The organism is Burkholderia sp. M6-3, assembly GCF_050858985.1.
GTDB lineage: Bacteria > Pseudomonadota > Gammaproteobacteria > Burkholderiales > Burkholderiaceae > Paraburkholderia > Paraburkholderia caledonica.
Genome location: NZ_CP110091.1, coordinates 865,836 through 889,036, shown reverse-complemented (window position 1 = coordinate 889,036; position 23,201 = coordinate 865,836). Strand labels below are relative to the sequence as shown.

Below are 23,201 nucleotides of genomic sequence, written 5' to 3'. Positions count from 1 at the left end.
GAGAAAGCGGCCGGTAGCGGCCGCTTTCATGTGACGCCTGTTACGCGTACGGCTAGCGCAGATTGGTCCGCGCCAGCTCGACGATCTCGTCGCCCCGGCCGTTCAGGATCGCGCGCATCATGTAAAGGCTGAAGCCCTTTGCCTGAGCGAGCTCGATTGTTGGCGGCATGGCGAGTTCGTGTTTGGAGACGACGACGTCGACCAACGCCGGCCCAGGATGGGCAAACGCCTGCCGCAACGCGCCCGCTACGTCTTCCGATTCCTCGACGCGAATGCTGAAGATGCCGGCGCCCTTCGCGATCGCCGCGAAATCGGTCTTGCTCAGATCGACGTTCGTGTCGAGATAACCGCTCGCCTTGAGTTCCATCGAGACGAATCCAAGCAGGCTATTGTTGAACACCACGACCTTGATCGGCAGATCGAGCTGGCGGGCAGTGAGCAGGTCTCCCAGCATCATGGACAACCCGCCGTCGCCCGAGAGCGAGACCACCTGCCGCCCAAGGTTCGCGCCTTGCGCGCCCAGCGCCTGCGGCATGGCGTTCGCCATGGACCCGTGATTGAACGAACCGTGCAACTGGCGCTGGCCGTTCATGGTCAGATAGCGGGCGGACCATACCGTGGGCGTGCCGACGTCGGCTGTGAAGATGGCGTCGTCGCTTGCGGTCTCGTCGATCATCTTCGCCAGGTACTGTGGATGGATCGGGCGGCCCGCGCCGGATGGCGTCGCCAGATCGTCGAGACCCTTGCGTGCCGACGCATAGTGCTTGCGGGCGTTTTCCAGGAAGCCGCGGTCCGCTTTACGTTGCAGCCTGGGTAACGTGGCGGCTACGGTTTCCTTCACGGTGCCGACAAGTCCGAGTGCAAGCGGCGCCCGGTGTCCGAGTTGCGAGCCCTTCCAGTCGATCTGAATGACCTTCGCGTCAGCCGGATAGAACGGACGATAGGGAAAGTCGCAGCCCAGCAACAATAGCGTGTCGCACGACATCATCGCGTGATAGCCCGAACTGAAGCCGATCAGCCCTGTCATGCCGACATCGTAGGGATTGTCGTATTCGATGAACTGCTTGCCGCGCAGCGCATGAACCACCGGCGCGCCGAGCGTGTCGGCGAGTGCGACCACTTCGTCGTGCGCACCTTGCACGCCGCTGCCGCACATGATCGTCACCGCGTCGGACTCATTGAGCATTTGCGCGAGCCGGTCCAGATCCGCCTCGGCCGGGAGAATGCGCGCCGGTGCACTGTCGACCCATAGAGGCGCTTCCGCCGGCCCTTCGCTCAGCGCGACATCGCCTGGCAAGACAATGACGGCCACGCCGCGTTCCTCGATCGCGGTGCGCATTGCGCGCGCCAGCACACGCGGAAACTGGGACGCGGATGAGACCAGCTCGACGTAATGGCTGCATTCCTTGAACAACTCCTGCGGATGCGTTTCCTGAAAGTAGCCTGTGCCGATTTCCGTCGACGGAATGTGCGCCGCAATGGCGAGCACCGGCTGATGATTACGATGGCAATCGAACAAACCGTTGATCAGATGCAGATTGCCCGGTCCGCAACTGCCCGCGCATACGGCGAGACGCCCGGTCGACGCCGCGTCCGCGCCGGCCGCGAAGGCCGCCGCTTCCTCGTGACGCGTGTGCATCCAGCGGATCGAGCCAATCTGGTCGAGGCTGTACGCCAGCCCATTCAGACTGTCGCCGGTCACGCCCCAAATCCGCTCGACGCCTGCCGCGGCGAGACTGCCCGCAAGATATGCGGCGATCGTGTTGCTAGCCATGTTTGACTCCTTCTCGCAAGATGAAGATCGACTGGGCGCCGAACTCGAACGCGTGTCCGGACCGACGCGAATGCGCCCCCGCATGCGCGGGGGCAAATGCTTTGAGACCTGTCCAACATTATGTGAGTTGCGGCCAGATGTCCTGAAACGCATCTAAAAACTACTTAATTGCCCCGGCAGAATTGTGTCAGTCGCCCGGCGGCACGAAGGCTACCTATACCTCCGGATTAGATGGCTGAATGCATTGATGATCCGCGCATCCATTTGAGGTGATGGTGCGCGCTTGCCGCCAAAAGTATTGTTCTCTCAACGGGCGACATTGAATGCCCGGCTCAATCTGATCGGGAGGCGAAGCGGTTATGGACAGAATCTTCAGCATGCGCGTGTTCTCGCGAGTCGCGGAGACCGGCAACTTCAGCGCAGTGGCAAAACATATGGACTGCAGCGCCGGCAACATTTCGCGCGCGGTGGTTTCGCTCGAAGGACATCTGCACACGCGGCTCCTGCAGAGAACGACACGCAGCGTATCGCTGACGGAATGCGGCGAACGCTACTACCACCGTTGCAAGAAGATTCTTGCGGATCTCGACGCGGCCGAGGCGGAAGCGAGCAATGCGCACACCCTGCCACGCGGCAGATTGCGCGTTCACGCCGTACCGGATATTGGGCTCAAACAGCTGACGTCGACGATCGTCGAATATCGCGAGGCATTCCCGGCTGTCTCCGTGGACCTGAAACTGCTGCCGCGCATGGCTAATCTGATCGAAGACGATTTCGACGTGTCGATCGTATCGGCGTCGACGTTGCCGGACTCTCGCAATATCAGCAAGCTGATCGGGCAGTGCGAACGCATTCTCGTGGCCGCGCCCGAATATCTCGCACGGCATCCCATCGCCGCAGAGAAAGACCTCGCGAATCACACGCTCATGCAAGTCAGCTCCGCGTTCGACGCGCCGCCGGAGTGGCCAGCAGACACGGCCGGCACTCCAGTCGGCACGGAACTGGCCGGGCATTTCATCGTCAACAATATGCAGGCGCTTCGGATCGCATTGCTCGAAGGCGCCGGCGTGGGCGCGGTGCCGACCTATTCGGTCGCGGAGGACATCAAGGAGGGCAAGCTCGTTCAGCTCTTCCCCGGTTACCCACTTGAAACCGTGAATGTGTTCGCTATTTATCCGTCGCGCCAGTACGTCGATGCGAAGGTCAAAACGTTCGTTGAATTTCTCACCACCTCGTTGCGGCAGAAACTGGATGTGCAGGTTGCACGCTTGCAGCCAGGGCGGCCGGTACAGACCGTTAGCAGGCAACAATACGCCGCGTTGCAATAAGTCGGCGTGATGCCGACAACCTGCGCCCGACGTGTCTGAGCGGACATATCGAAGGCGAGGCGGAATCCACACTCGAACAGGAAGCAGGCTACACGTTCGCGCGCTCTACTTTCGCGGACAAGTCGGGGCGGCGCGCCGGGTCGAACACCTGGCGAACGTAGCTCGACATGGCGACCGATCCGGCAACTGCGATCGCTACCGGGATCATGAATTCGGGCGACGGCCGGGTGAACTCGAAAATCAGTGCGATCGCCGTCAACGGAACGCGCATCGAGGTAGCAAGAAACGCCGCCGCGCCGATCACAGCGAACGCGCCCAACGGCGCACCGGGCAACCACGCCGACCAGACACTGCCCAGCACGATGGCGAACAATGCGCCGTTGCACAAGCCGGGCGTCAGCAGTCCGCCTGCCGCGCCGGCACGCAGACTCGTCCACGTTATCAGCACGCGAAGCACGAGCAGAACAGCGGCGAACTGCAGTGTGAGCGAGCCGTCGAACCCTACCTGCGCCGGTCCCTTACCGTTACCCAGCAACAGCGGGAACTTGATGGCGAGCGCCCCGATACAGAGAAAGTTGACCGCGCACAGCAGCATCAGCCTGCTATCGCGCGGCGCGCGGGCGCGTGCATGGTCGGTGAGCCTCGTGAACTGCCAGGCCACGAGGCCAATCAGCGGCCCCGCCAGCGCCGACCACACGATCAACGAAGCGGTGCACGCATAATGCGGCACGTCGTATTGTGGAAAGTCGCCGAGACCGGCTCGCGCGATGAACCCCGCGATCGCCGAAGTGACGACGGCCGGCACAACGGCTCGCCGGCCGATAGTGAAAAGCAATCCTTCAAGCACATAAACCGCACCCGCCACCGGCACGTGGTAGACGGCGGCAAGGCCCGCGCCAGCGCCACATGCGACCATGATTCTGGACTCGGCCACCGTGAGTCCGGCGAACGACGTCAGTCTGCCCGCCAGCATCACGCCGATTTCGCGAGGCGCGACCTCCCGCCCCAACGGCGAGCCCAGCGCGACGGTGACAATCTGCAGCAATGCGTGGCAGACAGTCGCGAAAACAGGCATGCGCGGATCGTCGCTGCTCACCGCTCGCGCGATGCTCACCAACGGTCGGCACCAGCGATAGACCGCCCACCAGCCGACTCCCGCGACCAGCCCGCAGAGCGCGAGCATTTCCACTCGCCGTGAGCGGCTCGCAGCCGTCACGCCCTGTTGAAAGCTCTCCTTGCTGAAGATCGTTTCGATGCTGTAGCCGTAGGCGACATGCTGAACCGTATGCAAGAGCGCGGCGAGACCCAACCCGGCCACGCCGCCGGCTACTCCGATCAGAACCACCACTGCGGCCCAGCGCAACGAGTGCCCAATGGAGCGCGATTCTAGTGGTTGCATGTGGAAGGTTGGAGTTAAGGGATTCAGAAACCGGCGTGCGTGCCGGCTAAATGGAGGCCCATTTTACCGACGCGGTTTTAATGCAGCCTGTAGAAAACGCACTGAATGTTCGAATAGGAACGCCTGCAAAAGTACCGTTGATTGCCACGTCGGCGCTCAGCCTTCCAGCGCCATCTGGAGCCGGGCTTCGAGAAACTGCACGAGCGCGCGCACCTTGCTCGAATGACGTCGATTCGGCAGGTACGCCGCGTACACGATTGCGTCGCCCTGATGAGGGCTTGCGTCGAAGTTTTCGAAGAGTCGCATTAAACGTCCCGCACGAATCTCGTCGCCGACGAGCCATTCCGGCAGCAAGGCCACGCCCCGTCCTGCAAGAACGGCTTCGTGAAGGATATCGAGACTGTTGGATAGCAGATGGCCTCGCACCTCGACACGCTCTTCGACGCGCCCTTCAACCGACTCGCGCCGGAAAGTCCACACCTGACGCGAACGATAGCCACCGCCGTATGCAATCCGAAGGCACTCGTGTGAGGCGAGCGCGTCTGGAGTTGGCGGGGTGCCGCAACGCGCAAGGTAGTCGTGGCTCGCCACGACATAACGTGGGTTGTCCGTCAGTTTGCGCACGATCAGGTTGGCGTCGCGATCAGGCAGACCGATGCGGATTGCGACGTCGATCCGGTCGAGCGCGAGGTCGGAGAAGTGATCCGCAACGACGACGTCGAGAAACACGCGGGGATTGGCGCACAGGAACGCCGCGAGGTGCGGGGCAAGCCGCAACCGGCTGTACGTGGACGGCACCGATATGCGCAGCGCCCCCACCGGCGAGGCGCCGCTGTCGAACACACTTTCGTCCGCCTCGGCCAGATCGTCGAGCACCTTGCCCACCTGTTCCACATAAGCAATGCCGGCGTCAGTCAGGCTCACCTTGCGCGGCGTGCGAGTCAATAAAGCGGTGCCTAACGAGGCTTCGAGTGAATCCATCAGGCGCGTGACCGACGAGGTCGCCACTCCAAGACGTTGTGCGGCCTTTGAAAAGCCGCCCGCATCGGCGACTTCGAGCAATGTAGTGAGAGCGAGGAGTTTGTCCATATAAGGCCCGACCAACGATTCATTGCGTCCAGCGCAACGCGAGATTGCATTTTAGGCCCATTCCGCCATCAGTGCGCAACGCCTATGCTGCATTCCTATACATAGTGAGAGGTGAAACATGCAAACCGTCGATATCGAGGTCAATTACGACTTCATTTGCCCGTGGTGCTGGATCGGGCAACGCAACCTTGCCGCCGCGCTCGCGGATTCGGGCCTGGCTCACGCGGTTTCGATCCGCTATGTGCCGTTCGAGTTGAATCCGTCGATGCCGGTCGCAGGAATGGACCGGCGCGCCTATCGCAGCAAGAAGTTCGGCAGCTGGGCGCATTCGCAGGCAATGGACGCGCAGGTCGCAGCCGCCGGACTGACAGCCGGCGCGCACTTCGACTACAGCCGGGTGTTGCTCACACCGAACACGCGTCTTGCGCATCATCTGATGCAGTTCGCCCAGGAGCGCGACCAACCGAACACGACAGCGGCGCTCTACGAAGCCATCTACCGCGCCTACTTTTCCGAAGGACGCGACATCGGCTCGCTCGACACGCTTGCTGCAATTGCCGCCGCGCATGCCTTCGGCGAACAGGCGGCGCGCGCGTATCTGCTGTCGAACGCAGGCGAAGAGCAGATCGACGCTGCGCGCGCACGGGCCGACAAACTCGGCATACAGGCAGTGCCGACCACCGTGATCGAAGGCGAAACAGTGAGCGGCGCACAGCCAGCTGCCGTCTTCGCGCATGCGCTGCGATCTGCAGCGCTGAGGAGCGCAGCATGAGTTCCCCTTCCGGACTTCGCGCCGTGATTATTGGCGGTTCGCTCGGCGGCCTGCTGACAGCCGCAACCTTGCGCGCGGTGGGCTGGCACGTCGACGTGTTCGAGACGTCGTCAAACGAACTCGAGAGCCGCGGCGGCGGCGTCGTGCTGCAGCCCGACGTACTGGAGGCGCTCCACTTTGCCGGCGTCGAATTGCCCGACCCGCCCGGCGTCGCTTCGGGCGAGCGCATTTATCTCGACCGGCATGACGACATTGTCGAGAAGCTTCACATGCCGCAGATGCAGACGTCGTGGAGTCTGCTGTATCGCGCAATGAAGAATGCACTGCCGGCTGAACATCTGCATGCTGGCGAAGCCTTCGTCAACTATCGCGTGCAGGGCGAGCAAACCATCGCGCTCTTTGAAAGCGGCCGCCATGAAGAGGCGGATCTGCTGATCGGCGCCGACGGTATCCGCTCGACGGTGAGAGGCCGCCTGCTGCCTGAAGTGGTGCCAGCCTACGCCGGTTATGTCGCGTGGCGTGGACTCGTCCAGGAGCGCGATCTGCCGGTTCACGCGGCCGACACGCTGCGTGAGCGCTTTTCGTTCCAGCATGGCGACGGCCATTCGGCGCTGTCGTACCTGATACCCGGCGACGATGATTCGACGGTGGCCGGAGAGCGTCGCTGGAACTGGGTCTGGTACCGCAAATACAGCCGCGCGCAACTAGACGCGCTGCTCATGGACCGTGACGGCGTGGCGCGGTCGTTTTCGTTGCCGCCGGGCTCGACGAAGCGTGCGGACATCGCCCAGTTGCGGGACGACGCGAAGCTCATGATGGGTTCGACATTCCGCGCGCTGGTCGATGCGACCGACGAGCCGTTCATGCAGCCTATCGTGGATCTGCGCGCTGCGCAGATGGTCTTCGGCCGCGCCCTGCTGCTCGGCGACGCCGCCTCGGTGCCGCGTCCGCATACGGCAGGCAGCACGGCAAAGGCCGCTTCCAATGCGCACGCGCTGGCGCTCGCGCTGCGCTCGGCACAGCAAAGCGGCGACTCGATCGATTCGGCGCTCAAGCGTTGGGAGACCCAGCAATTAGAGCGCGGCAGGCGCATGACCGAACTGGGCATATCGCTCGGCAACCGGCTGATGAACATCGCGCGCTGATTTTCGCTTTCGCTATTTTGTTTCCCCAGTTCAAGGAGCTGTCATGTCAATCGAGGCATCTGTTGCCACTCCCGGCACGAGTACCGTCAAATTAACGCAATCACTGATCGCGCTGTTCGCATTTTGCTGCGGCGCTATCGTCGCCAACCTCTATTACGCTCAGCCGATCACCGAGCTGATCGCCCCGGACATTCACATGTCCTCCAATACGGCGAGTCTGATCGTGTCGTTGACCCAGATCGGCTATGCACTCGGCCTGTTCTTTCTCGTGCCGCTCGGGGATCTGCTCGAGAACCGCAAGCTGATGATTACGACCGCGCTCGTGTCCATCGCGAGTCTGGGTGCTGCGGCGTTCGCGCATCAGCCGGGCTGGTTCCTCGGTATCTCGCTGCTGGTCGGCTTCAGTTCCGTAGCCGTGCAGATCCTCATTCCGCTCGCCGCCCATCTTGCGCCGGACGAATCGCGCGGCAAGGTAGTCGGCACGATCATGAGCGGCTTGCTGCTCGGCATCCTGCTGTCGCGTCCGATCTCCAGCGTGATCGCCGGTCACTTCGGCTGGCGCGCCGTGTTCGGTTCCGCCGCCGTCCTCATGGCGCTGGTGACGAGCGTGCTTGCACTGACCATTCCACGCCGCCAGCCGGAACATAAGGCCACCTACTTCGAGTTGATCGGCTCGCTTGCGCATCTGCTGCGCACCATGCCCATTCTGCGTCACCGTTCGTTGTATCAAGGGCTGATGTTTGCTTCGTTCAGTTTGTTCTGGACGGCCATTCCCGTCGAGTTGACGCGGCACTTCGGGCTGTCGCAAACGGCAATCGGCATCTTCGCGCTAGTCGGCGCAATCGGCGCGACGTCCGCACCGGTCGCAGGACGCCTCGCCGACGCCGGGCATACGGTCCGCGCCACGTTGATCGCACTCGTCGTAGGCGCGCTTGCCTATACGCCGGCCTTGATCCATCCGGCTTGGGGCGTGTTCGGCCTCGTCGCGACGGGAATCATTCTGGACTTCGCCGTGCAGATGAACATGGTGTTGGGTCAACGCGAGATATACGCGCTACACGCAGCGAGCAGGAACCGTCTGAACGCGCTCTATATGACGAGCATCTTCGTCGGCGGCGCTTCCGGTTCCGCACTCGCAAGCCCGCTGTATCAGCACGGCGGCTGGCCGCTGGTCGCGGCAGTGGCCACGGCCTTCCCGGTCGTCGCATTGATTCATTACCTCGTCATCGGACGGCCGCACGCCGCACGCAACGCATAAGCCGATCTTGCAGAGATGCGAGTTGCCGCCGGGTCCGGCGCACATGCCGACCGGCTTAACAAAAATTCAGCGCGATTTCAGGAATAAGCGCGGCACTGCGAATACGCTACTGCGTGCAGTGCCGCGTCTGAGCAACGCCCGATCGTGCAAAAGGAATAGAACATGTCTTCCCAATCGTCCCTGCTGAACAGCTACGACCTGAATGGCCTGAGTCTGCCTAATCGCGTGGTCATGGCGCCCATGACGCGTTCGCGCGCACCCGTGCGTGGGCTGCCAACCGAAATGATGGCGCAATACTATGCGCAGCGAGCGTCCGCCGGACTGATCATTACCGAAGCGACGAATGTCAGTCCCGCATCGGTTGCATTCGAACTCACGCCGGGCATCATGACCGCTGAGCAGATCGACGGCTGGCGCATGGTCACGAGCCGCGTGCATGCCGCCGGCGGTCGAATCTTCATGCAACTCTGGCACGGCGGGCGCGTCAGTTCATTCACGCTGCTCGAAGGCGACGTGCCGCTGTCGCCCTCCGGCGTGAATGACGACCTGGAACAGTTGCAGGTGTGGGCTCAATTGCAGAACGGCCACTACACGCGCATTCATGCAACGCCGTCGCGCGCCATGTCGCTGCAGGAAGTCAGATTCGCGATCGATGCGTTCAGGCAAGGCGCGGTCAACGCGATCACCGCAGGATTCGACGGTGTGGAAGTACATGCTGCAAATGGTTACTTGCCGCACCAGTTCCTCTCGTCCACAACGAATACCCGCGACGACCGGTACGGCGGGTCGATTGCAAAACGGGCCAATTTCCTGCGCGATGTACTGACGGAAATCGGCACGGCGGTTCCGCTGAACAAGGTCGGCGTACGCATCTCCCCGTACGCGCATTACAACAACGTTCGCGACACGAACCCCGACGGCACCTACGACTACGTCGGCGCGATGCTCGACGAGTTCGGCGTCGCGTATGTGCATGCCGCTGATACGAACGGCTGGAGCGGCGCACCGGACTTGCCGCGCATTATCGAACGCACCCGCAAGGTTTTCGACGGCACGTTGATGGTCAACGGCGGCATTGACATCGACCGGGCCGACGCGTTGATCCGCGCTGGCGACGCCGACCTCGTCGCGTTCGGCCGTGCGTACATTGCCAACCCGGACCTCGTCGCGCGGATTGCAACAGCAACGCCGCTCGCGTCGCCTAAATCGGCCGGCTGGTATGGCGGCGGCGAGAGCGGCTATATCGACTATCCGTTCGGCAGCAGCGCCGGCCACGCTGTGCGAGCCGGCGCTGCTGAAGCCTGACAGCGCGCAGGCGTGCGCCTGCGCATCTATCAGCGCATGCATTCAAACATGCGCCAAGGCATACGCTAAGGCATCCGAAGTTTGCAATCAATCCATCTGAAAAAGGGCGTGTGAATGACTCCAGGACCCAGATTGCTGTGGGGAACCGGCGGGGCCGTCGTGGCCGTGCTGGCTATCGCCGCGGCCTTGATGTGGAAGCCGGCCATCGCCCCCATCGGTGCGCCGCCAGTTGCATCGTTCGACGCACAGACGAAACTTGCCGGCGCGCGCGTGGTGGCGCTCGGCGATTGCATCGTCTGCCACACCGCCAAGGGCGGTCAGCCGTTCGCAGGCGGCCTGCCACTCGCGACGCCCTTCGGCACGATCTACTCGACAAACATTACGCCCGACGTCGGCACGGGTATCGGCAACTGGTCTCTTGACGCGTTCACGCGCGCGATGCGCCACGGCGTCGCCCGTGACGGGCACCTGCTCTACCCCGCGTTTCCTTATATTCACTTCACCCGCATGTCGGACGGAGACATTTCGGCCGCCTACGCGTATCTGATGACGCGCGAGCCGGTGAAGGCAAACGCGCCGGCCAACGAACTGATCTTTCCGTTGAACTTCAGGCCTTTGCTCGCTTTCTGGAACATCTTGTTCCTGCGCCCCGGCCCCGAAGCGGCGGACGCAAGCAAAGATGCGCAGTGGAATCGCGGCAAGCTCCTCGTCGATGGCCTGGGTCACTGCGCGTCGTGCCACTCCCCGCTTAATCCGATCGGTGGAGAAAAGTCGGGCCACGCGTTCGACGGTGGCATCGTGGACGGATGGGAAGCCCCCGCGCTCAATGCTCTGGATGCTGCGCCCAAGCCCTGGACGCAGGCGCAACTGGTGACCTACCTGCGCACCGGCCGAGCCAGCGAGCATGGCGCCGCAGCTGGGCCGATGCTGCCCGTCACGCGCGATCTGGCCACCGTGCCGGAGCAGGATGTGCAGGCTATCGCCACCTACATCCTGTCGATCCAGAAGCCGCGATCCGCCGATGCAAGGCCGGTGGTCAGCACATCGCTTCCAGCCGAAGCGCAAAGGGGCGCCGTGCTGTTCGGCGCGTCGTGCGCGCAATGCCATGGTCCGCAAGCGCCGATGCAATCCATCGGAGAGCGCCCGAGTCTCGCGCTCAGCACGGCCGTCAACGCCTCGACGCCGCGCAACGCGATCCAGATGATCCTTGGGGGCATCAACTGGCATGGCGAAGATGCGCTCAACTACATGCCCGCCTTCGCACAGATTTACAACAACAGGCAGGTCGCCGACCTGGCGCCGTACGTTCGCGCAACCTACTCGCAGCGCAGCCCGTGGGACGACGTCGAAGAGTCGGTAGCTAAAGTCAGAAAGGAGAACGACGCGCGATGATCACCCTAACCGTCAATGGCGTGCAGCACTCGCTCGATATCGATCCGTCCACCCCGTTGCTGTATGCGCTGCGTAACGACCTGCATTTGCATGGCGCAAAGTTTGGCTGCGGGCTCGGACAATGCGGAGCCTGCACGGTTATCGTGGGCGATCAGGCCGTGTTTTCGTGCCTGATTCCGGTCTCGTCGATCGGCGCGCGGCCGGTTCGCACCATCGAGAGCCTCGGCACCGTCGAGCACCCCGGAGCGTTGCAGAAGTCGTTTATCGATCATCAGGCGGCGCAGTGCGGCTACTGCATCGCCGGCATGATCATGCGCGCGCAGGCTCTGCTCGATCGCAACCCGCGGCCGACCGAGCGGGAAATGCTGGAACACATGGAGCCTAACCTTTGCCGTTGCGGCACGCATCTGCGAATTCTCGCCGCGATTCGCGAGGTTGCGCATCTGCCCGCCGGCGGCACGCTCACGAACGAACCGTTACACACGGCAAGCCGCGGAGGCGCGCAATGAGCGGCAATGACGAAAAGATCGATGAAACGCGCCGCCGCTTCATGATGTCCGGCGCGCTGATGGTGAGCTTCAGCATGTTGCCGGGCGTCAAGGCAATGGCGCAGGAAGTGATCGCCGACGAAGGCGCCGCCGTACATATCGGCAAGGCAACGCAAGCGCTCGCAGGCAGCCTGAAGACCAATCCGTATCTCGACGCCTGGATCAGGATCGACGCGGCGGGCAAGGTAACCGTGCATACCGGCAAGGTCGAACTCGGCACCGGCGTGCGCACTGCGCTGTTGCAGGTCGCGGCGGAAGAACTGGACATGGCACCTTCGCTGATCACGTTTCTGACAGCCGATACCGGTGCGTCGCCGGACGAAGGTCTCACCGCCGGCAGCCACACGATTGCCGACAGCGGCAGCGCCCTGTTGAACGCCGCAGCCCAGGTGCGCGGCCTGCTGGTCGACGCGGCAGCGACGCATTTCGGCGTGCAGAGCGGCGAACTGACCGCCCGCAACGCAGTGATCAAGGCACCCGATGGCCGCGCCATGACGTACGGTGAAGCGGTCCGTCTGGTGAATCTGCATCGGGTGGCCACGCCTGCTTCGCCGCTGAAGGACCCGGCGAAGTTCGATGTCATCGGCACCTCGCTGCAGCGGCTGGATATTCCGGCGAAGGTCACCGGCCTCCCAAGCTACGTCCAGGACATGACGATGCCTGGCATGCTGCACGCACGCGTCGTCATGCCGCCCGTCTACGAGGCGAAACTGCTGGAGACCAACGCGCCCGAGATTCTGAAGATGCCGGGAGTGGTGAAGGTGGTTCGCAACGGCAGCATGCTCGCGGTGGTTGCGAAAGGTGAATGGCAGGCCGTGCAAGCACAGCGCGCGCTGTCGGCGGGCTCCAGATGGACTGCCGGGCGCAGCTTGCCCGATCCGTCTACGGTGCATCGCGACCTGAAGCAGATTTCAACTGAACACATCGAGATCGCCAACGTTCATACACCGGCCGGAACGCCGGCCAGGACATTGAGCGCGAGGTACAGCAAACGCTACATGATGCACGGCTCGATTGGACCGTCGTGCGCGGTGGCGCTCTATAAAGACGGCGCGATGACGGTCTGGACGCATTCGCAAGGCGTCTATCCGCTGCGCGACGGGCTCGCCGAAATGCTGTCGATGCCAAAGGAGAAGATTCGCTGCGTCCATGTCGAGGGATCAGGCTGCTACGGCCATAACGGCGCCGACGACGTAGCCGCGCACGCGGCGTTGATCGCACGCGAGATGGATGGCGCACCCGTGCGCGTGCAGTGGATGCGCGAGCAGGAACACACGTGGGATCACTTCACACCTGCAATGGTCACGGAGGTCAGCGCGTCGCTCGATGCGGGCGGCACGATCGTCGACTGGAATTATTCGCTGTGGAGCAGTTCCCACAATGAACGTATCGTCAACGCGGGGCGGCTCATTCCCGCGCAGATGCTGGAAAAGCCGTTCGCGCCGGCGCCGTCGGTGCCAATGGTGCAACCGGAAGGCGGCGGCGACCGCAACGCGATTCCGCTTTACGCATTCCCGAACATGCATGTGACGAACAACTTCTCGCCGACCATGCCGCTGCACACGTCGGCCATGCGTTCGCTGGGAGCGCACATGAATGTCTTCTCGATCGAAGCCACCATGGACGAACTCGCCGCGGCCGCTGGCGCCGATCCGGTGGCGTTCCGGCTCAAGCATATGCAAGATCCGCGCGCCCGCGACGTGATCGAGCTAGCCGCGCGTCGATTCGGCTGGCCCAGACCGCCGCGCAAGCGTAATCACGGCGTGGGTTTTGCGTTCGGGAAGTATAAAAATCTGATGGCGTATGTCGCGATCGCCGTCGAGGTGTCGGTCGTGCCCGAGACCGGCCAGGTCAGGCTCGAACACGCGGAAGTCGCCGTGGACTCGGGCCAGATCGTGAATCCTGACGGCATACGCAACCAGATTGAAGGCGGTGTGATTCAATCGGCGAGCTGGACACTCTACGAGGAGCTGCAGTTCGATACATCGAGAATTCGCAGTTTCGACTGGAGCAGCTACCCCATTCTGCGGTACTCGGCGGCGCCGCACAGCGTCAATGTGCATCTGATCGACCGGCCGGGCGCGCCGTTTCTCGGCGCCGCAGAAGCATCGATGGGTCCGACCGCGGGCGCGATCGCCAATGCGTTATTCGATGCGACCGGCAAGCGGCTGCGCGACATGCCGTTGGCCGGAGAGAGCTTGCGTCGGCAGATCGACGCCTAGAACATTCACCACCGGCACGGCGTTGCGCGCTGGATGGTGCAGTGGCCGACACGATCGCCTGACGCACTGCACGTTATCTGCTGAACGACCGGCGGCTCACTACTGAACGTGACCGCCGGCTAGTTCACGGAAAGGCGCTTAGGCCGACCGATGCGTCGGCTGGAGACTCAAACGTCTTCCTGCCGCAATGCACCTGCTATCCAGCGTTCCTCCGACGCTTTGAGGTGCGTCCGCATCGCCGTCTGCGCCGCGATCGGATCTCCCGACTGCAGCGCTTTCAGAATTTCCTCGTGCTCCCTTACCGCGACCGACCATGTTTCGGTGCTTTCCGAGTGGTCACGAATTGCCGCAGCGATCGGGTCGTGGCGGCTATCGAACATTTCGGCAACGAAGCGGCTCAGCACTGAATTGCCCGCCGTCTCCGCGATCAGCATATGGAATTGCCGGTCCGCATCGACGGGCGACTTTCCGGCAGATGCGAGGCGTTTCATTCGCTCGACCGTGCGCCGCAGCCTGTCGAGCGTGGCCGCCGAAAGTTTGCCGGCGGCCAGTACGATCACTGTTCCTTCTATTGCCGCTCTGGCCTGCATTAATTCGGACGGACTTTCGCCCAGAGCCGGCACCGCGTTGTCACCGCCTTCGTCCGGAGCGCGCACGTACACGCCCGACCCCATCCGTATCTCGATCTGGCCGCCGATTTCGAGCGCAATCAATGCTTCGCGCAATGAAGGGCGTGAGACACCCAGCGTATTGGCAAGCTCGCGCTCGGGCGGAAGACGTGCGCCGGGCGCCAGTTCGTCCTTTCGAATGAGAGAAAGGATCTGCGTGGCCACAGATTGGTAAAGCCGCTTTGGTTCAGTTTGCTTCATTGTTCAAAATGTCCTGTCGACGAGCCGCGAAACGGACCGCACCAAAGTCTAGCATGGGGTCCGATGGCCTCGGCAGGCCAAGCAGCGGCGTCGCCGCCGGGGTTTTCCCTACTGGAATGAACAGTTATGAAATTCTACATTGGCTTGACCAAACAACCGTTTGTGCGTTTTAATCTGCCCAAATTGGACTGACCGCTGGCTTGGCTTTCGACGGGTCGAACGGTGAAGTCCTGAACATATTGGAGACGGGATTGACAGAAGCGACCACACAGCGGAGGCCGGGCCGTGCGCCCGATGTGCCGCCCCCTCGGGAAATCCTGCAACTCAAGGGTGTAAGCAAGCGATTCCCCGGTGTCGTGGCGCTCGATGGCATCGATCTCGATCTGCGCTCCGGAGAGGTACACGCCGTCTGTGGAGAGAACGGCGCGGGCAAATCGACGCTGATGAAAATCATCAGCGGCCAATATCACGCGGACGACGGCGTCATTTGCTACGAGGGCAAGCCGGTGCAGTTCGCCTCCACGTCGGACGCCCAGGCCGCAGGTATTGCGATCATCCACCAGGAGTTGAACCTGGTGCCGCACCTGTCGGTCGCGGAGAACATCTACCTTGCGCGCGAACCCAAGCGCGGCCCGTTCGTCGACTACCGCACGCTGAACGCCAATGCGCAGCGCTGCCTGCAGCGCATCGGGCTGAACGTGTCGCCAACTACATTGGTCGGCGCCCTCTCGATTGCGCAGCAGCAAATGGTGGAGATTGCAAAGGCGCTGTCACTGGATGCACGTGTACTCATCATGGACGAGCCCACGTCATCGCTGACCGAATCGGAAACGGTCCAACTCTTTCGCATCATCCGGGAACTGCGCGCCGACGGCGTAGCGATTCTTTACATCTCGCATCGTCTCGACGAGATGGCGGAGATCGTGGACCGCGTCACCGTGTTGCGCGATGGCCGCCATATCGCAACGAGCGATTTCGCATCGACCACCATCAACGAAATCGTGGCCCGGATGGTGGGGCGCGCGCTCGACGACGCCTATCCGCCGCGCGAGTCGGTCCCGACGGAACAGGTTCTGATGCGGGTGCGCGATCTGCAGCGGACGGACACCTTCGGCCCGCTCTCGTTCGACCTGCGCAAGGGCGAGATTCTCGGTTTCGCCGGCCTGATGGGCGCTGGGCGCACCGAAGTCGCCCGCGCGATCTTCGGCGCGGAGCGGCTCGACTCCGGCTCGATCCAGCTGGGTGACACGCCCGTGACGATCCGCTCGCCGCGCGAGGCTATCCGCCACGGGATCGCCTATCTGTCGGAGGACCGGAAGAAAGACGGACTTGCACTGTCGATGCCGGTGGCCGCAAACATCACGCTGTCTAATGTCCGCGCTATATCGTCGCGTGGCTTCCTGCGTTTTTCGGAAGAGACGGCTATTGCCGAGCGCTACGTTCGCGAACTCGCGATCCGTACACCGACGGTGAAGCAGATCGCAAGAAATCTTTCTGGCGGCAACCAGCAGAAGATTGTTATCAGCAAATGGTTGTACCGCGGCTCGCGCATCCTCTTTTTCGATGAGCCGACGCGAGGCATCGACGTCGGCGCGAAGTACGCCATTTACAAATTGATGGACCGGCTGGCCGCGGACGGAGTCGGCGTTGTCCTGATCAGTTCCGAGTTGCCCGAACTGCTCGGCATGACCGATCGCATCGCCGTGTTTCACGAGGGGCTCATTACCGCAGTACTCGAGACCAGACAGACCAGTCAGGAGGAGATCTTGCACTACGCATCCGGGAGAAGTCATGCTTGAAATCACATCGGGCCGCACGCAGGCCCTGGACAAACAGGCACGACAGCGCCGCCGCGATCTGATACAAAAATTCGCCGCGTTGGGTAGCCTCGTAGTACTGATCGTCGCATTTTCGCTCACCAGCGCTGCATTTTTCTCTGTCGGCAACCTGATGACGGTGGCGCTGCAGGTCACGTCCATTGCGTATCTCGGCGTGGCCGCAACGTGCGTCATCATCACCGGCGGCATCGATCTGTCGGTTGGATCGGTGCTGGCGCTGGCGGGTGTCGCGGCCGCCCTGCTCGTCAAGGCCGGCGTGCCGGTACCCGTCGCGATGGCGGGCGGCATGCTCGTCGGCGCCGCTTGCGGATGGGTGAACGGCATCTGCGTCACGCGCATGGGGCTGCCTCCGTTCATCGCGACCCTCGGCATGATGCTGGTCGCTCGCGGTCTCGCGCTGCAGATCACGGGCGCAAGACCCGTCTCCGGGCTCGGCGACGCCTTTGGCGAACTGGGCAACGGCGCCCTCTTCAAGGTCTCGCATATCGGCGCTGACGGCTTTCCCGACACGGTCTTCCCAGGCATTCCCTATCCCGTCGTCATCATGGTGATTCTATTCGTGGCGGTTTCTGTTCTGCTGTCGCGAACCTCGCTCGGCCGTCACATCTACGCGGTCGGATCGAACGCAGAAGCCGCGCGGCTTTCCGGCGTCAACGTGCAGGGCGTCAAGCTCTTCACCTATGTGCTGTCCGGATTGCTGGCAGGCGCTACCGGCTGCGTACTGATGTCGCGCCTCGTCACCGCCCAGCCGAACGAAGGCGTGATGTACGAACTCGACGCCATTGCAAGCGCAGTGATCGGCGGCACGTCATTGATGGGCGGCGTCGGCACGATCTCCGGCACCACCATCGGCGCATTCGTGATCGGAGTGCTGCGCAACGGCCTGAACATGAACGGTGTATCGAGCTTTATCCAGCAGATCATCATCGGTGTCGTGATTCTCGGCACCGTATGGATCGATCAACTCCGAAACCGGAAGTTGTAATCAGAAGACGAAGTACAGACCACAATCAAGGAGCGAGACATGAAAAAGGTATCCGTGCTGGCTGCGGCCGCAGCAATGTGTGCAATGTTCAGCGCGTATGCGCAGGCGGCGGGCGGCGAAATTGCAGTCATCGTGAAGACGGCGAACTCCAACTACTGGCAGAACGTGCAGAAAGGCGCGACCGCCGCGATGGCCGACGCTAAGGGCTATACGATGACCTTCCAGGGTCCCGCAGCCGAATCCGCCATCGCCGATGAAGTCAACATGGTCGAGAATGCCGTGAACCGGCATGTCGCGGGCATCGTGCTGGCGCCGTCCGACCCCGATGCGCTCGTTCCCGCCATGAAGAAAGCGTGGGAAGCCCATATCCCTGTCGTGCTGATCGACTCGACGGTGTCCGATGCCGGCAAGCAGTACTACCAGTCGTTCCTCTCTACCGACAACGTGAAAGCCGGCGAACTCTGCGCGAAGGCCATGATTGATCGGGTTGGGCAGACCGGCAAGGTCGCGGTCATGTCGTACGTGCCGGGGGCAGGCTCGGAAGTGGGCCGTGTCGGCGGCTTCCGCAAGTACATCGCGGCGCATTCGAAGCTGCAACTGGTGGGTCCGTTCTACTCGCAGTCGCAGATGGCGAACGCTCTGAATCAGACGACCGACGTGCTGTCGGCCAACCCCGATCTCAAGGGCATATTCGGCGCGAACGAGCCCACCGCCGTGGGAATGGGACGCGCTCTTCAGCAGTCCGGAAAAGGCGGCAAGGTCATTGCAATCGGCTTCGACGGCAATCAGGACCTGCAAGGCTTCGTTCGTGACGGCACGATTCAGGCCATTGCGGTTCAAAGCTCTTATCAGATGGGCTACAAGGGCATCCAGACCCTCGTCAACGTCATTGAACGCAAGCCCGTTTCGAAGCAGGTGGACACGGGCGTCATGATGGTCGAGAAACAGAACCTCGATTCGTCAGAAGCAAAGAACGTTCTTTATTGACGAACGGGCCGGCGCAGCGGTTTTTAGAAGCCGTTCGCCGGCATCTTCTCCATTCAGACACGCCTTCATGAAAGCTTTTGCAACTCACGCGCTGCCGCGAAGCGGGCTGGCGATGACCACACTCGGCCTCGGTTGCTCGCAACTGGGCGGCCTCTACAAGCCCATGTCGACCGCCGAGGCCAATGCGCTCCTCGAGCGGGCGTGGGACGCCGGTATCCGCTATTTCGACACTGCGCCGTTCTACGGCTATACGCTTTCGGAGCGGCGCGTCGGACAATCGCTGCAGATGCGCGAGCGCGAACGCTACGTACTGAGCACCAAGGTCGGGCGGCTCATGCGGCCCGACGACACGGTGCAGCCAGGCGATGACAACTGGGCGCAACCCCTGCCCTTCCGGCCTCGTTTCGACTATACGTTCGACGGCATCATGCGCTCGTACGAGGATAGCCAGCAACGTCTCGGCATGCAGACGATCGACATCCTCTATGTTCACGACATCGGCGCGGCGACGCACGGCGATGCGCATTCACGCTACTGGGAACAGCTGACACGTGGCGGCGGCTTTCGGGCTCTCGCGGAACTGCGAGACTCGCATGCCGTTTCCGCGATCGGACTCGGCGTGAACGAATGGCAGGTCGCAGTCGATTCGATGCAGGAAGCGGATCTCGACCTCATCATGCTGGCGGGCCGCTATACGCTGCTCGAACAGGAAGCGCTCTCGCCATTACTCGACCAGTGTGTGAGCAACGGCGTGAGGATCGTCGCCGGCGGCGTATTCAATTCCGGTGTGCTCGTGGGCAACGGCAAGTTCAACTACACCGACGCGCCGCCCGAAGTAGCACGGAAAGTCGCGCGTCTTGCCGACGCCTGCGCGAAGTTCGAGGTTCCGCTCGCTGCAGCGGCGCTCCAGTTTCCGTTGGCCCACCCCGCTGTCGTGTCGTGCGTTGTCGGTGCGCGCAGTATCGAGCAGTTGCAAAAGAACATCGCATGGCTTGAAACGCCAGTTCCGCCAGAGCTGTGGCAGGCCTTGCAGCACGAAGGGCTGATAGCCGGATCGGCTCCGGTTCCCGAGGCCCGCCGTTTCTTCACAACCGATCGGCCGTCCGGCGATCGACAAGCCCAATAAAGGAAGCCCATGCTCAGCGTCATTTGTGAATCGCCTGGCGTGCTGCGCCGCGAAGACCGCGAACCACCTCGCCGCGCAGACGGCGAAGTACTTCTGCGGGTCAGCCGCGTGGGTATTTGCGGCACGGACATGCACATCTACTCGGGGAATCAGCCTTACCTGCAATACCCGCGGGTGATGGGACACGAACTGTCGGCCATCGTCGCCGAGGCGGACCCCGGCGCGCACGTCGCGCCCGGCGACGCCGTCTATGTGATGCCCTACCTGTCGTGTGGAGAGTGCATTGCCTGCAGGCAGGGGAAAACCAACTGCTGCGTCAACATCAAGGTTCTCGGTGTGCATCGTGACGGCGCGCTGACTGAATACCTGTCGGTGCCCGCGCAGTTCGTGCACAAGGCCGATGGCGTGACACTGGACCAGGCGGCGATGCTCGAGTTTCTCGCGATCGGCGCTCACGCGGTCCGGCGCGCCGACGTGTCGGCCGGTCAGCGGGTTCTCGTCGTAGGCGCGGGGCCGATCGGCATGGCGGCCATGCTGTTTGCGAGCCTGCGCGGCGGGCAGGTCTCATGCCTGGACACGCGCGCGGACCGTCTTGCGTTCTGCCGCGAGCACATTGCCGTTTCGACAGTTCAGATCGGTCCGAACGACGTGGAAGAACTTGCGGCGCTCACAGACGGTGAGTTCTTCGACGTAGTGTTCGATGCAACCGGCAACGTCAATGCGATGAACCGCGGCTTCGAGTTCATCGCCCACGGCGGCAAGTACGTGCTGATTTCGATCGTGCCGGGCCAGATCACGTTTTCCGATCCAGAGTTTCACAAGCGCGAAGCGACCCTGCTCGGCAGCCGCAATGCGACCGCCGAAGACTTCGAAACGGTTCTTGAAGCGATGCGTGCGGGCCGCATTCCCGACAAAGCGCTCAACACTCACCGCATGAGCCTGGCCGACGTGCCTACCGAATTTCCGAAGCTGATGGAGCCTGGGCGGACCGTCGTGAAGGCGCTGGTCGAGTGCTGACTGGATTCGTTGCAGTTGTTCGAGACGGGCGGACGTGCTCTTTCAGATCGCATGCCGCTCGCTCTTAATGTGGTTCGAGAGAAAACGGAAAAGCGTCACGTTCGAAGTAATGCCATCTGATGACTGGTGCAACGCTTGCGCGCGGATGGCTTGAGACGCTCGGGCGTGCTTGAACGACTCAGGCCGCCTGTGCCGGGCGCGCGCAGTCGCGCCCGTCTCCCCGGCGTTGCACACATCGCTCGGGCAAGCCGATAAACACTGGATGCCGTGCCGCGAATCAACGCCAACGTTCGTTGCCGCTTACCTGCGCAAAGTTAGAACGAGAGACGCTTGTACGAGCCGGAGCGGTCGGTCGCCTTCCTCTGGAGCGGACATTCATGCCTCTCTCATACCGCCAAGACATACCGTGTGGCTTTTACGCCAAGCCGAAGGCATGAGAACACGTTTTGGTGCGTGGGCAAACTGTCAATCCGCTCAGGAGCGCTGCGCCAGCAAGCATTCAACGCAGAGGCGACCACACCTCCGGCAGGCAAATCGCCGACGTTGCGTTTGTAATCTGTTCCGGACCGCCTTTGGGCGGCCAAAGGCCTTCAGCGTAATGCCGCCTTCGCAATGTCATACGCTCCTCAAGACTCGAGAATCCCCAGATATGCGTAATGCGCGGTGGTCCATCGAGTGCGTACATGTTGCAAATGAGGTGCGATGTGTAGGCTTCGGCCGGACCCAGTGCGCGTTCCCAGGCGGTAATGGTTGGTGCAATCCCTCCGGCTTTCAGCCAATAACGGCGAATCTCGTAGAAGTTGCCAAAGGTCGCCGCCGGCTCGATATCCGGTAAGAAGGGAAAAAGAGCGTAGCTTTCCATGGTGAATTGAACGCACGCGCTTTCAATTCCGAAGGGTTGCTCGGCGGTCAATGCGCGATTTCTATCATGTTGCAGCTCATCCATCGTCTCAAAGCTGCGCATCACCACAATGCGCGACAGTTCGCCGATTTCCGTGCGCCATGCTCCGAGCAGCCTGCCTGCCGCGTCGGCATTTGATACCCAGCGATGGGCGCAATTGGACACCGCGTCCTGTTCCACGAGCGGACACGACAACGTCGCCAGTTCATACAGCATTTCGCCTCTCCTTTCGCTCACGTAACAGCAATGTATTCCTCGATTGCAGATCGATAAACGCACCACGTCTTGAAGCAGAATCCACTACCATTGAGCAATGGACCTTCTCAAGGCGATGACCGTCTTCGCACGTGTCGTGGAAACTGGCAGCCTGACGGCGGCGGCGGAGGCATGCGACCTGTCGCCAACCATGGTCGGCAACTATCTTCAGGCGTTGGAAAATCGGTTCGGCACGCAGCTCATTCACCGCACGACCCGCCGACAGAAAATCAGCGCGTTCGGACAGGTTTATTACGAGCGATGCATTGAGATACTCGACCTGATCGACGACACAGAGCGGCTGGCGCTCGACCACCTCGCGAAGCCACGAGGACGCTTACGCGTCACTGCGCCGGTGGTGTTTACAAACGAATGCCTGATTCCCGCGCTTGCGGACTATTACGAGCGCTACCCCGAGATCAAGCTGGATATCGTCGCCACCGACGCGCTCGCGGATCTGTTCGACGAGGGTTTTGAGGCTGCAATTCGCATCGGCGCTCTGGCCAACCCGAAAGCGGTGGCGCGTCCTCTTGCTCCGTATCGGCTGGTGCTATGCGCGTCGCCCGGCTATGTCGACGTAAACGGAACGCCGACCACACCGCAAGCGCTTGGCGACCATCAATGCCTCACCTATGCATACCCGCCGCGATCGGAATGGCACACGGCGCGACCCGGATGGACGCTGCACGGACCGGATGGGCCGGTCAGCGTCCCCGTGGATGGCAGATTGAAAATCGACAACGCCGAAGCCTTGCGCCGGGCAGCATTGAGAGGACTAGGTATCGCGCTGCTCCCTTCGATGTTGATACGAGAGGACATTCGCGAGAAGCGTCTGATCGAGATCTTGCCAGACTTTGCCGCGCCCAAACGGTCGATGAGTCTTCTCTATCTGCAAGAGCGACAGAGATCGCCGAAGCTTCGCGGTTTTATTGAGTTTGTTGTTGAGCGGTTTGGTGCTGACACGGCCCGCCCGGTGTAATTCCGGCACCCG

The 23,201-nt window shown here is 62.1% G+C and carries 19 protein-coding genes; 14 read left to right on the top strand and 5 right to left on the bottom strand.

Going from position 1 to position 23,201, the window contains the following annotated elements; all coding sequences use genetic code 11:
• Positions 1 to 52 precede the first annotated feature (52 nt).
• On the bottom strand, positions 53 to 1,774 hold the full coding sequence (gene poxB / locus OH764_RS21300; RefSeq protein ID WP_498850677.1) for a pyruvate oxidase: 1,722 nt from the start codon (positions 1,772 to 1,774) through the stop codon (positions 53 to 55).
• A gap of 359 nt (positions 1,775 to 2,133) precedes the next feature.
• Here poxB and OH764_RS21295 point away from each other — a divergent pair, with 359 nt between their 5' ends.
• Positions 2,134 to 3,102, top strand: a complete 969-nt coding sequence (locus tag OH764_RS21295) for a LysR family transcriptional regulator (RefSeq protein ID WP_498850676.1) — start codon at positions 2,134 to 2,136, stop codon at positions 3,100 to 3,102.
• An 88-nt stretch (positions 3,103 to 3,190) separates the two neighbouring features.
• On the opposite strand, the gene OH764_RS21290 is transcribed toward OH764_RS21295, so the two are convergent.
• Both OH764_RS21290 and OH764_RS21285 read right to left on the bottom strand, forming a co-directional pair.
• On the bottom strand, positions 3,191 to 4,501 hold the full coding sequence (locus OH764_RS21290) for a chloride channel protein (RefSeq protein ID WP_498850675.1): 1,311 nt from the start codon (positions 4,499 to 4,501) through the stop codon (positions 3,191 to 3,193).
• Between the two features lie 156 nt (positions 4,502 to 4,657).
• The gene (locus OH764_RS21285) at positions 4,658 to 5,590 is read right to left on the bottom strand and encodes a LysR family transcriptional regulator (protein WP_088175343.1); all 933 of its coding nucleotides are present in this window, start codon (positions 5,588 to 5,590) and stop codon (positions 4,658 to 4,660) included.
• A gap of 118 nt (positions 5,591 to 5,708) precedes the next feature.
• Here OH764_RS21285 and OH764_RS21280 point away from each other — a divergent pair, with 118 nt between their 5' ends.
• The 7 genes from OH764_RS21280 to OH764_RS21250 all read left to right on the top strand — a co-directional run bounded on the left by OH764_RS21280 (position 5,709) and on the right by OH764_RS21250 (position 14,232).
• The gene (locus OH764_RS21280; protein WP_498850674.1) at positions 5,709 to 6,362 is read left to right on the top strand and encodes a DsbA family oxidoreductase; all 654 of its coding nucleotides are present in this window, start codon (positions 5,709 to 5,711) and stop codon (positions 6,360 to 6,362) included.
• Positions 6,359 to 7,507 (top strand): FAD binding domain-containing protein, encoded by a 1,149-nt coding sequence (locus OH764_RS21275; RefSeq protein WP_498850673.1) that lies wholly within the window; start codon positions 6,359 to 6,361, stop codon positions 7,505 to 7,507. The genes OH764_RS21280 and OH764_RS21275 overlap by 4 nt, the downstream gene beginning before the upstream one ends.
• Positions 7,508 to 7,550: 43 nt before the next feature.
• A complete protein-coding gene (locus tag OH764_RS21270; protein WP_498850672.1) occupies positions 7,551 to 8,765 on the top strand; it encodes an MFS transporter in 1,215 nt (404 codons plus the stop codon).
• A 162-nt stretch (positions 8,766 to 8,927) separates the two neighbouring features.
• Complete coding sequence (locus OH764_RS21265; RefSeq protein WP_498850671.1) at positions 8,928 to 10,070, top strand: alkene reductase; 1,143 nt, start codon at positions 8,928 to 8,930, stop codon at positions 10,068 to 10,070.
• 114 nt (positions 10,071 to 10,184) lie between these two features.
• Entirely contained in the window at positions 10,185 to 11,462 is a 1,278-nt protein-coding gene (locus tag OH764_RS21260) for a c-type cytochrome (protein WP_498850670.1), read from the top strand.
• Complete coding sequence (locus OH764_RS21255; protein WP_020068430.1) at positions 11,459 to 11,971, top strand: (2Fe-2S)-binding protein; 513 nt, start codon at positions 11,459 to 11,461, stop codon at positions 11,969 to 11,971. Before OH764_RS21260 ends, OH764_RS21255 begins: the two co-directional genes overlap by 4 nt.
• Positions 11,968 to 14,232: a xanthine dehydrogenase family protein molybdopterin-binding subunit gene (locus OH764_RS21250; RefSeq protein WP_498850669.1), complete on the top strand. Its 2,265-nt coding sequence runs from the start codon at positions 11,968 to 11,970 to the stop codon at positions 14,230 to 14,232. Before OH764_RS21255 ends, OH764_RS21250 begins: the two co-directional genes overlap by 4 nt.
• A 167-nt stretch (positions 14,233 to 14,399) precedes the next feature.
• Here OH764_RS21250 and OH764_RS21245 read toward each other — a convergent pair whose 3' ends face one another.
• The gene (locus OH764_RS21245) at positions 14,400 to 15,101 is read right to left on the bottom strand and encodes a FadR/GntR family transcriptional regulator (protein WP_087754384.1); all 702 of its coding nucleotides are present in this window, start codon (positions 15,099 to 15,101) and stop codon (positions 14,400 to 14,402) included.
• A 251-nt stretch (positions 15,102 to 15,352) separates the two neighbouring features.
• Here OH764_RS21245 and OH764_RS21240 point away from each other — a divergent pair, with 251 nt between their 5' ends.
• The 5 genes from OH764_RS21240 (at position 15,353) to OH764_RS21220 (ending at position 21,054) form a co-directional block, all read left to right on the top strand.
• The gene (locus OH764_RS21240) at positions 15,353 to 16,900 is read left to right on the top strand and encodes a sugar ABC transporter ATP-binding protein (RefSeq protein ID WP_498850668.1); all 1,548 of its coding nucleotides are present in this window, start codon (positions 15,353 to 15,355) and stop codon (positions 16,898 to 16,900) included.
• Complete coding sequence (locus tag OH764_RS21235) at positions 16,893 to 17,924, top strand: ABC transporter permease (protein ID WP_498850667.1); 1,032 nt, start codon at positions 16,893 to 16,895, stop codon at positions 17,922 to 17,924. Before OH764_RS21240 ends, OH764_RS21235 begins: the two co-directional genes overlap by 8 nt.
• Positions 17,925 to 17,963: 39 nt before the next feature.
• A complete protein-coding gene (locus tag OH764_RS21230) occupies positions 17,964 to 18,911 on the top strand; it encodes an ABC transporter substrate-binding protein (protein WP_020068425.1) in 948 nt (315 codons plus the stop codon).
• Positions 18,912 to 18,978: 67 nt separating this feature from the next.
• Positions 18,979 to 20,037, top strand: a complete 1,059-nt coding sequence (locus tag OH764_RS21225; protein WP_498850666.1) for an aldo-keto reductase family protein — start codon at positions 18,979 to 18,981, stop codon at positions 20,035 to 20,037.
• Positions 20,038 to 20,046: 9 nt separating this feature from the next.
• Positions 20,047 to 21,054, top strand: a complete 1,008-nt coding sequence (locus tag OH764_RS21220; RefSeq protein ID WP_498850665.1) for a zinc-binding alcohol dehydrogenase family protein — start codon at positions 20,047 to 20,049, stop codon at positions 21,052 to 21,054.
• A gap of 499 nt (positions 21,055 to 21,553) precedes the next feature.
• On the opposite strand, the gene OH764_RS21215 is transcribed toward OH764_RS21220, so the two are convergent.
• Positions 21,554 to 22,171: an NIPSNAP family protein gene (locus OH764_RS21215; protein WP_498850664.1), complete on the bottom strand. Its 618-nt coding sequence runs from the start codon at positions 22,169 to 22,171 to the stop codon at positions 21,554 to 21,556.
• 97 nt (positions 22,172 to 22,268) lie between these two features.
• On the opposite strand from OH764_RS21215, the gene OH764_RS21210 reads away from it, so the two are divergent.
• Entirely contained in the window at positions 22,269 to 23,189 is a 921-nt protein-coding gene (locus tag OH764_RS21210; RefSeq protein ID WP_498850663.1) for a LysR family transcriptional regulator, read from the top strand.
• Positions 23,190 to 23,201: the final 12 nt, after the last annotated feature.

What these genes read in the sequence shown, in the direction of transcription:
- poxB (WP_498850677.1), bottom strand. Translation starts at nt 1,774, where the DNA reads ATGGCTAGCAACACGATCGCCGCATATCTTGCGGGCAGTCTCGCCGCG.
- OH764_RS21295 (WP_498850676.1), top strand. Translation starts at nt 2,134, where the DNA reads ATGGACAGAATCTTCAGCATGCGCGTGTTCTCGCGAGTCGCGGAGACC.
- OH764_RS21290 (WP_498850675.1), bottom strand. Translation starts at nt 4,501, where the DNA reads ATGCAACCACTAGAATCGCGCTCCATTGGGCACTCGTTGCGCTGGGCC.
- OH764_RS21285 (WP_088175343.1), bottom strand. Translation starts at nt 5,590, where the DNA reads ATGGACAAACTCCTCGCTCTCACTACATTGCTCGAAGTCGCCGATGCG.
- OH764_RS21280 (WP_498850674.1), top strand. Translation starts at nt 5,709, where the DNA reads ATGCAAACCGTCGATATCGAGGTCAATTACGACTTCATTTGCCCGTGG.
- OH764_RS21275 (WP_498850673.1), top strand. Translation starts at nt 6,359, where the DNA reads ATGAGTTCCCCTTCCGGACTTCGCGCCGTGATTATTGGCGGTTCGCTC.
- OH764_RS21270 (WP_498850672.1), top strand. Translation starts at nt 7,551, where the DNA reads ATGTCAATCGAGGCATCTGTTGCCACTCCCGGCACGAGTACCGTCAAA.
- OH764_RS21265 (WP_498850671.1), top strand. Translation starts at nt 8,928, where the DNA reads ATGTCTTCCCAATCGTCCCTGCTGAACAGCTACGACCTGAATGGCCTG.
- OH764_RS21260 (WP_498850670.1), top strand. Translation starts at nt 10,185, where the DNA reads ATGACTCCAGGACCCAGATTGCTGTGGGGAACCGGCGGGGCCGTCGTG.
- OH764_RS21255 (WP_020068430.1), top strand. Translation starts at nt 11,459, where the DNA reads ATGATCACCCTAACCGTCAATGGCGTGCAGCACTCGCTCGATATCGAT.
- OH764_RS21250 (WP_498850669.1), top strand. Translation starts at nt 11,968, where the DNA reads ATGAGCGGCAATGACGAAAAGATCGATGAAACGCGCCGCCGCTTCATG.
- OH764_RS21245 (WP_087754384.1), bottom strand. Translation starts at nt 15,101, where the DNA reads ATGAAGCAAACTGAACCAAAGCGGCTTTACCAATCTGTGGCCACGCAG.
- OH764_RS21235 (WP_498850667.1), top strand. Translation starts at nt 16,893, where the DNA reads ATGCTTGAAATCACATCGGGCCGCACGCAGGCCCTGGACAAACAGGCA.
- OH764_RS21230 (WP_020068425.1), top strand. Translation starts at nt 17,964, where the DNA reads ATGAAAAAGGTATCCGTGCTGGCTGCGGCCGCAGCAATGTGTGCAATG.
- OH764_RS21225 (WP_498850666.1), top strand. Translation starts at nt 18,979, where the DNA reads ATGAAAGCTTTTGCAACTCACGCGCTGCCGCGAAGCGGGCTGGCGATG.
- OH764_RS21220 (WP_498850665.1), top strand. Translation starts at nt 20,047, where the DNA reads ATGCTCAGCGTCATTTGTGAATCGCCTGGCGTGCTGCGCCGCGAAGAC.
- OH764_RS21215 (WP_498850664.1), bottom strand. Translation starts at nt 22,171, where the DNA reads ATGCTGTATGAACTGGCGACGTTGTCGTGTCCGCTCGTGGAACAGGAC.
- OH764_RS21210 (WP_498850663.1), top strand. Translation starts at nt 22,269, where the DNA reads ATGGACCTTCTCAAGGCGATGACCGTCTTCGCACGTGTCGTGGAAACT.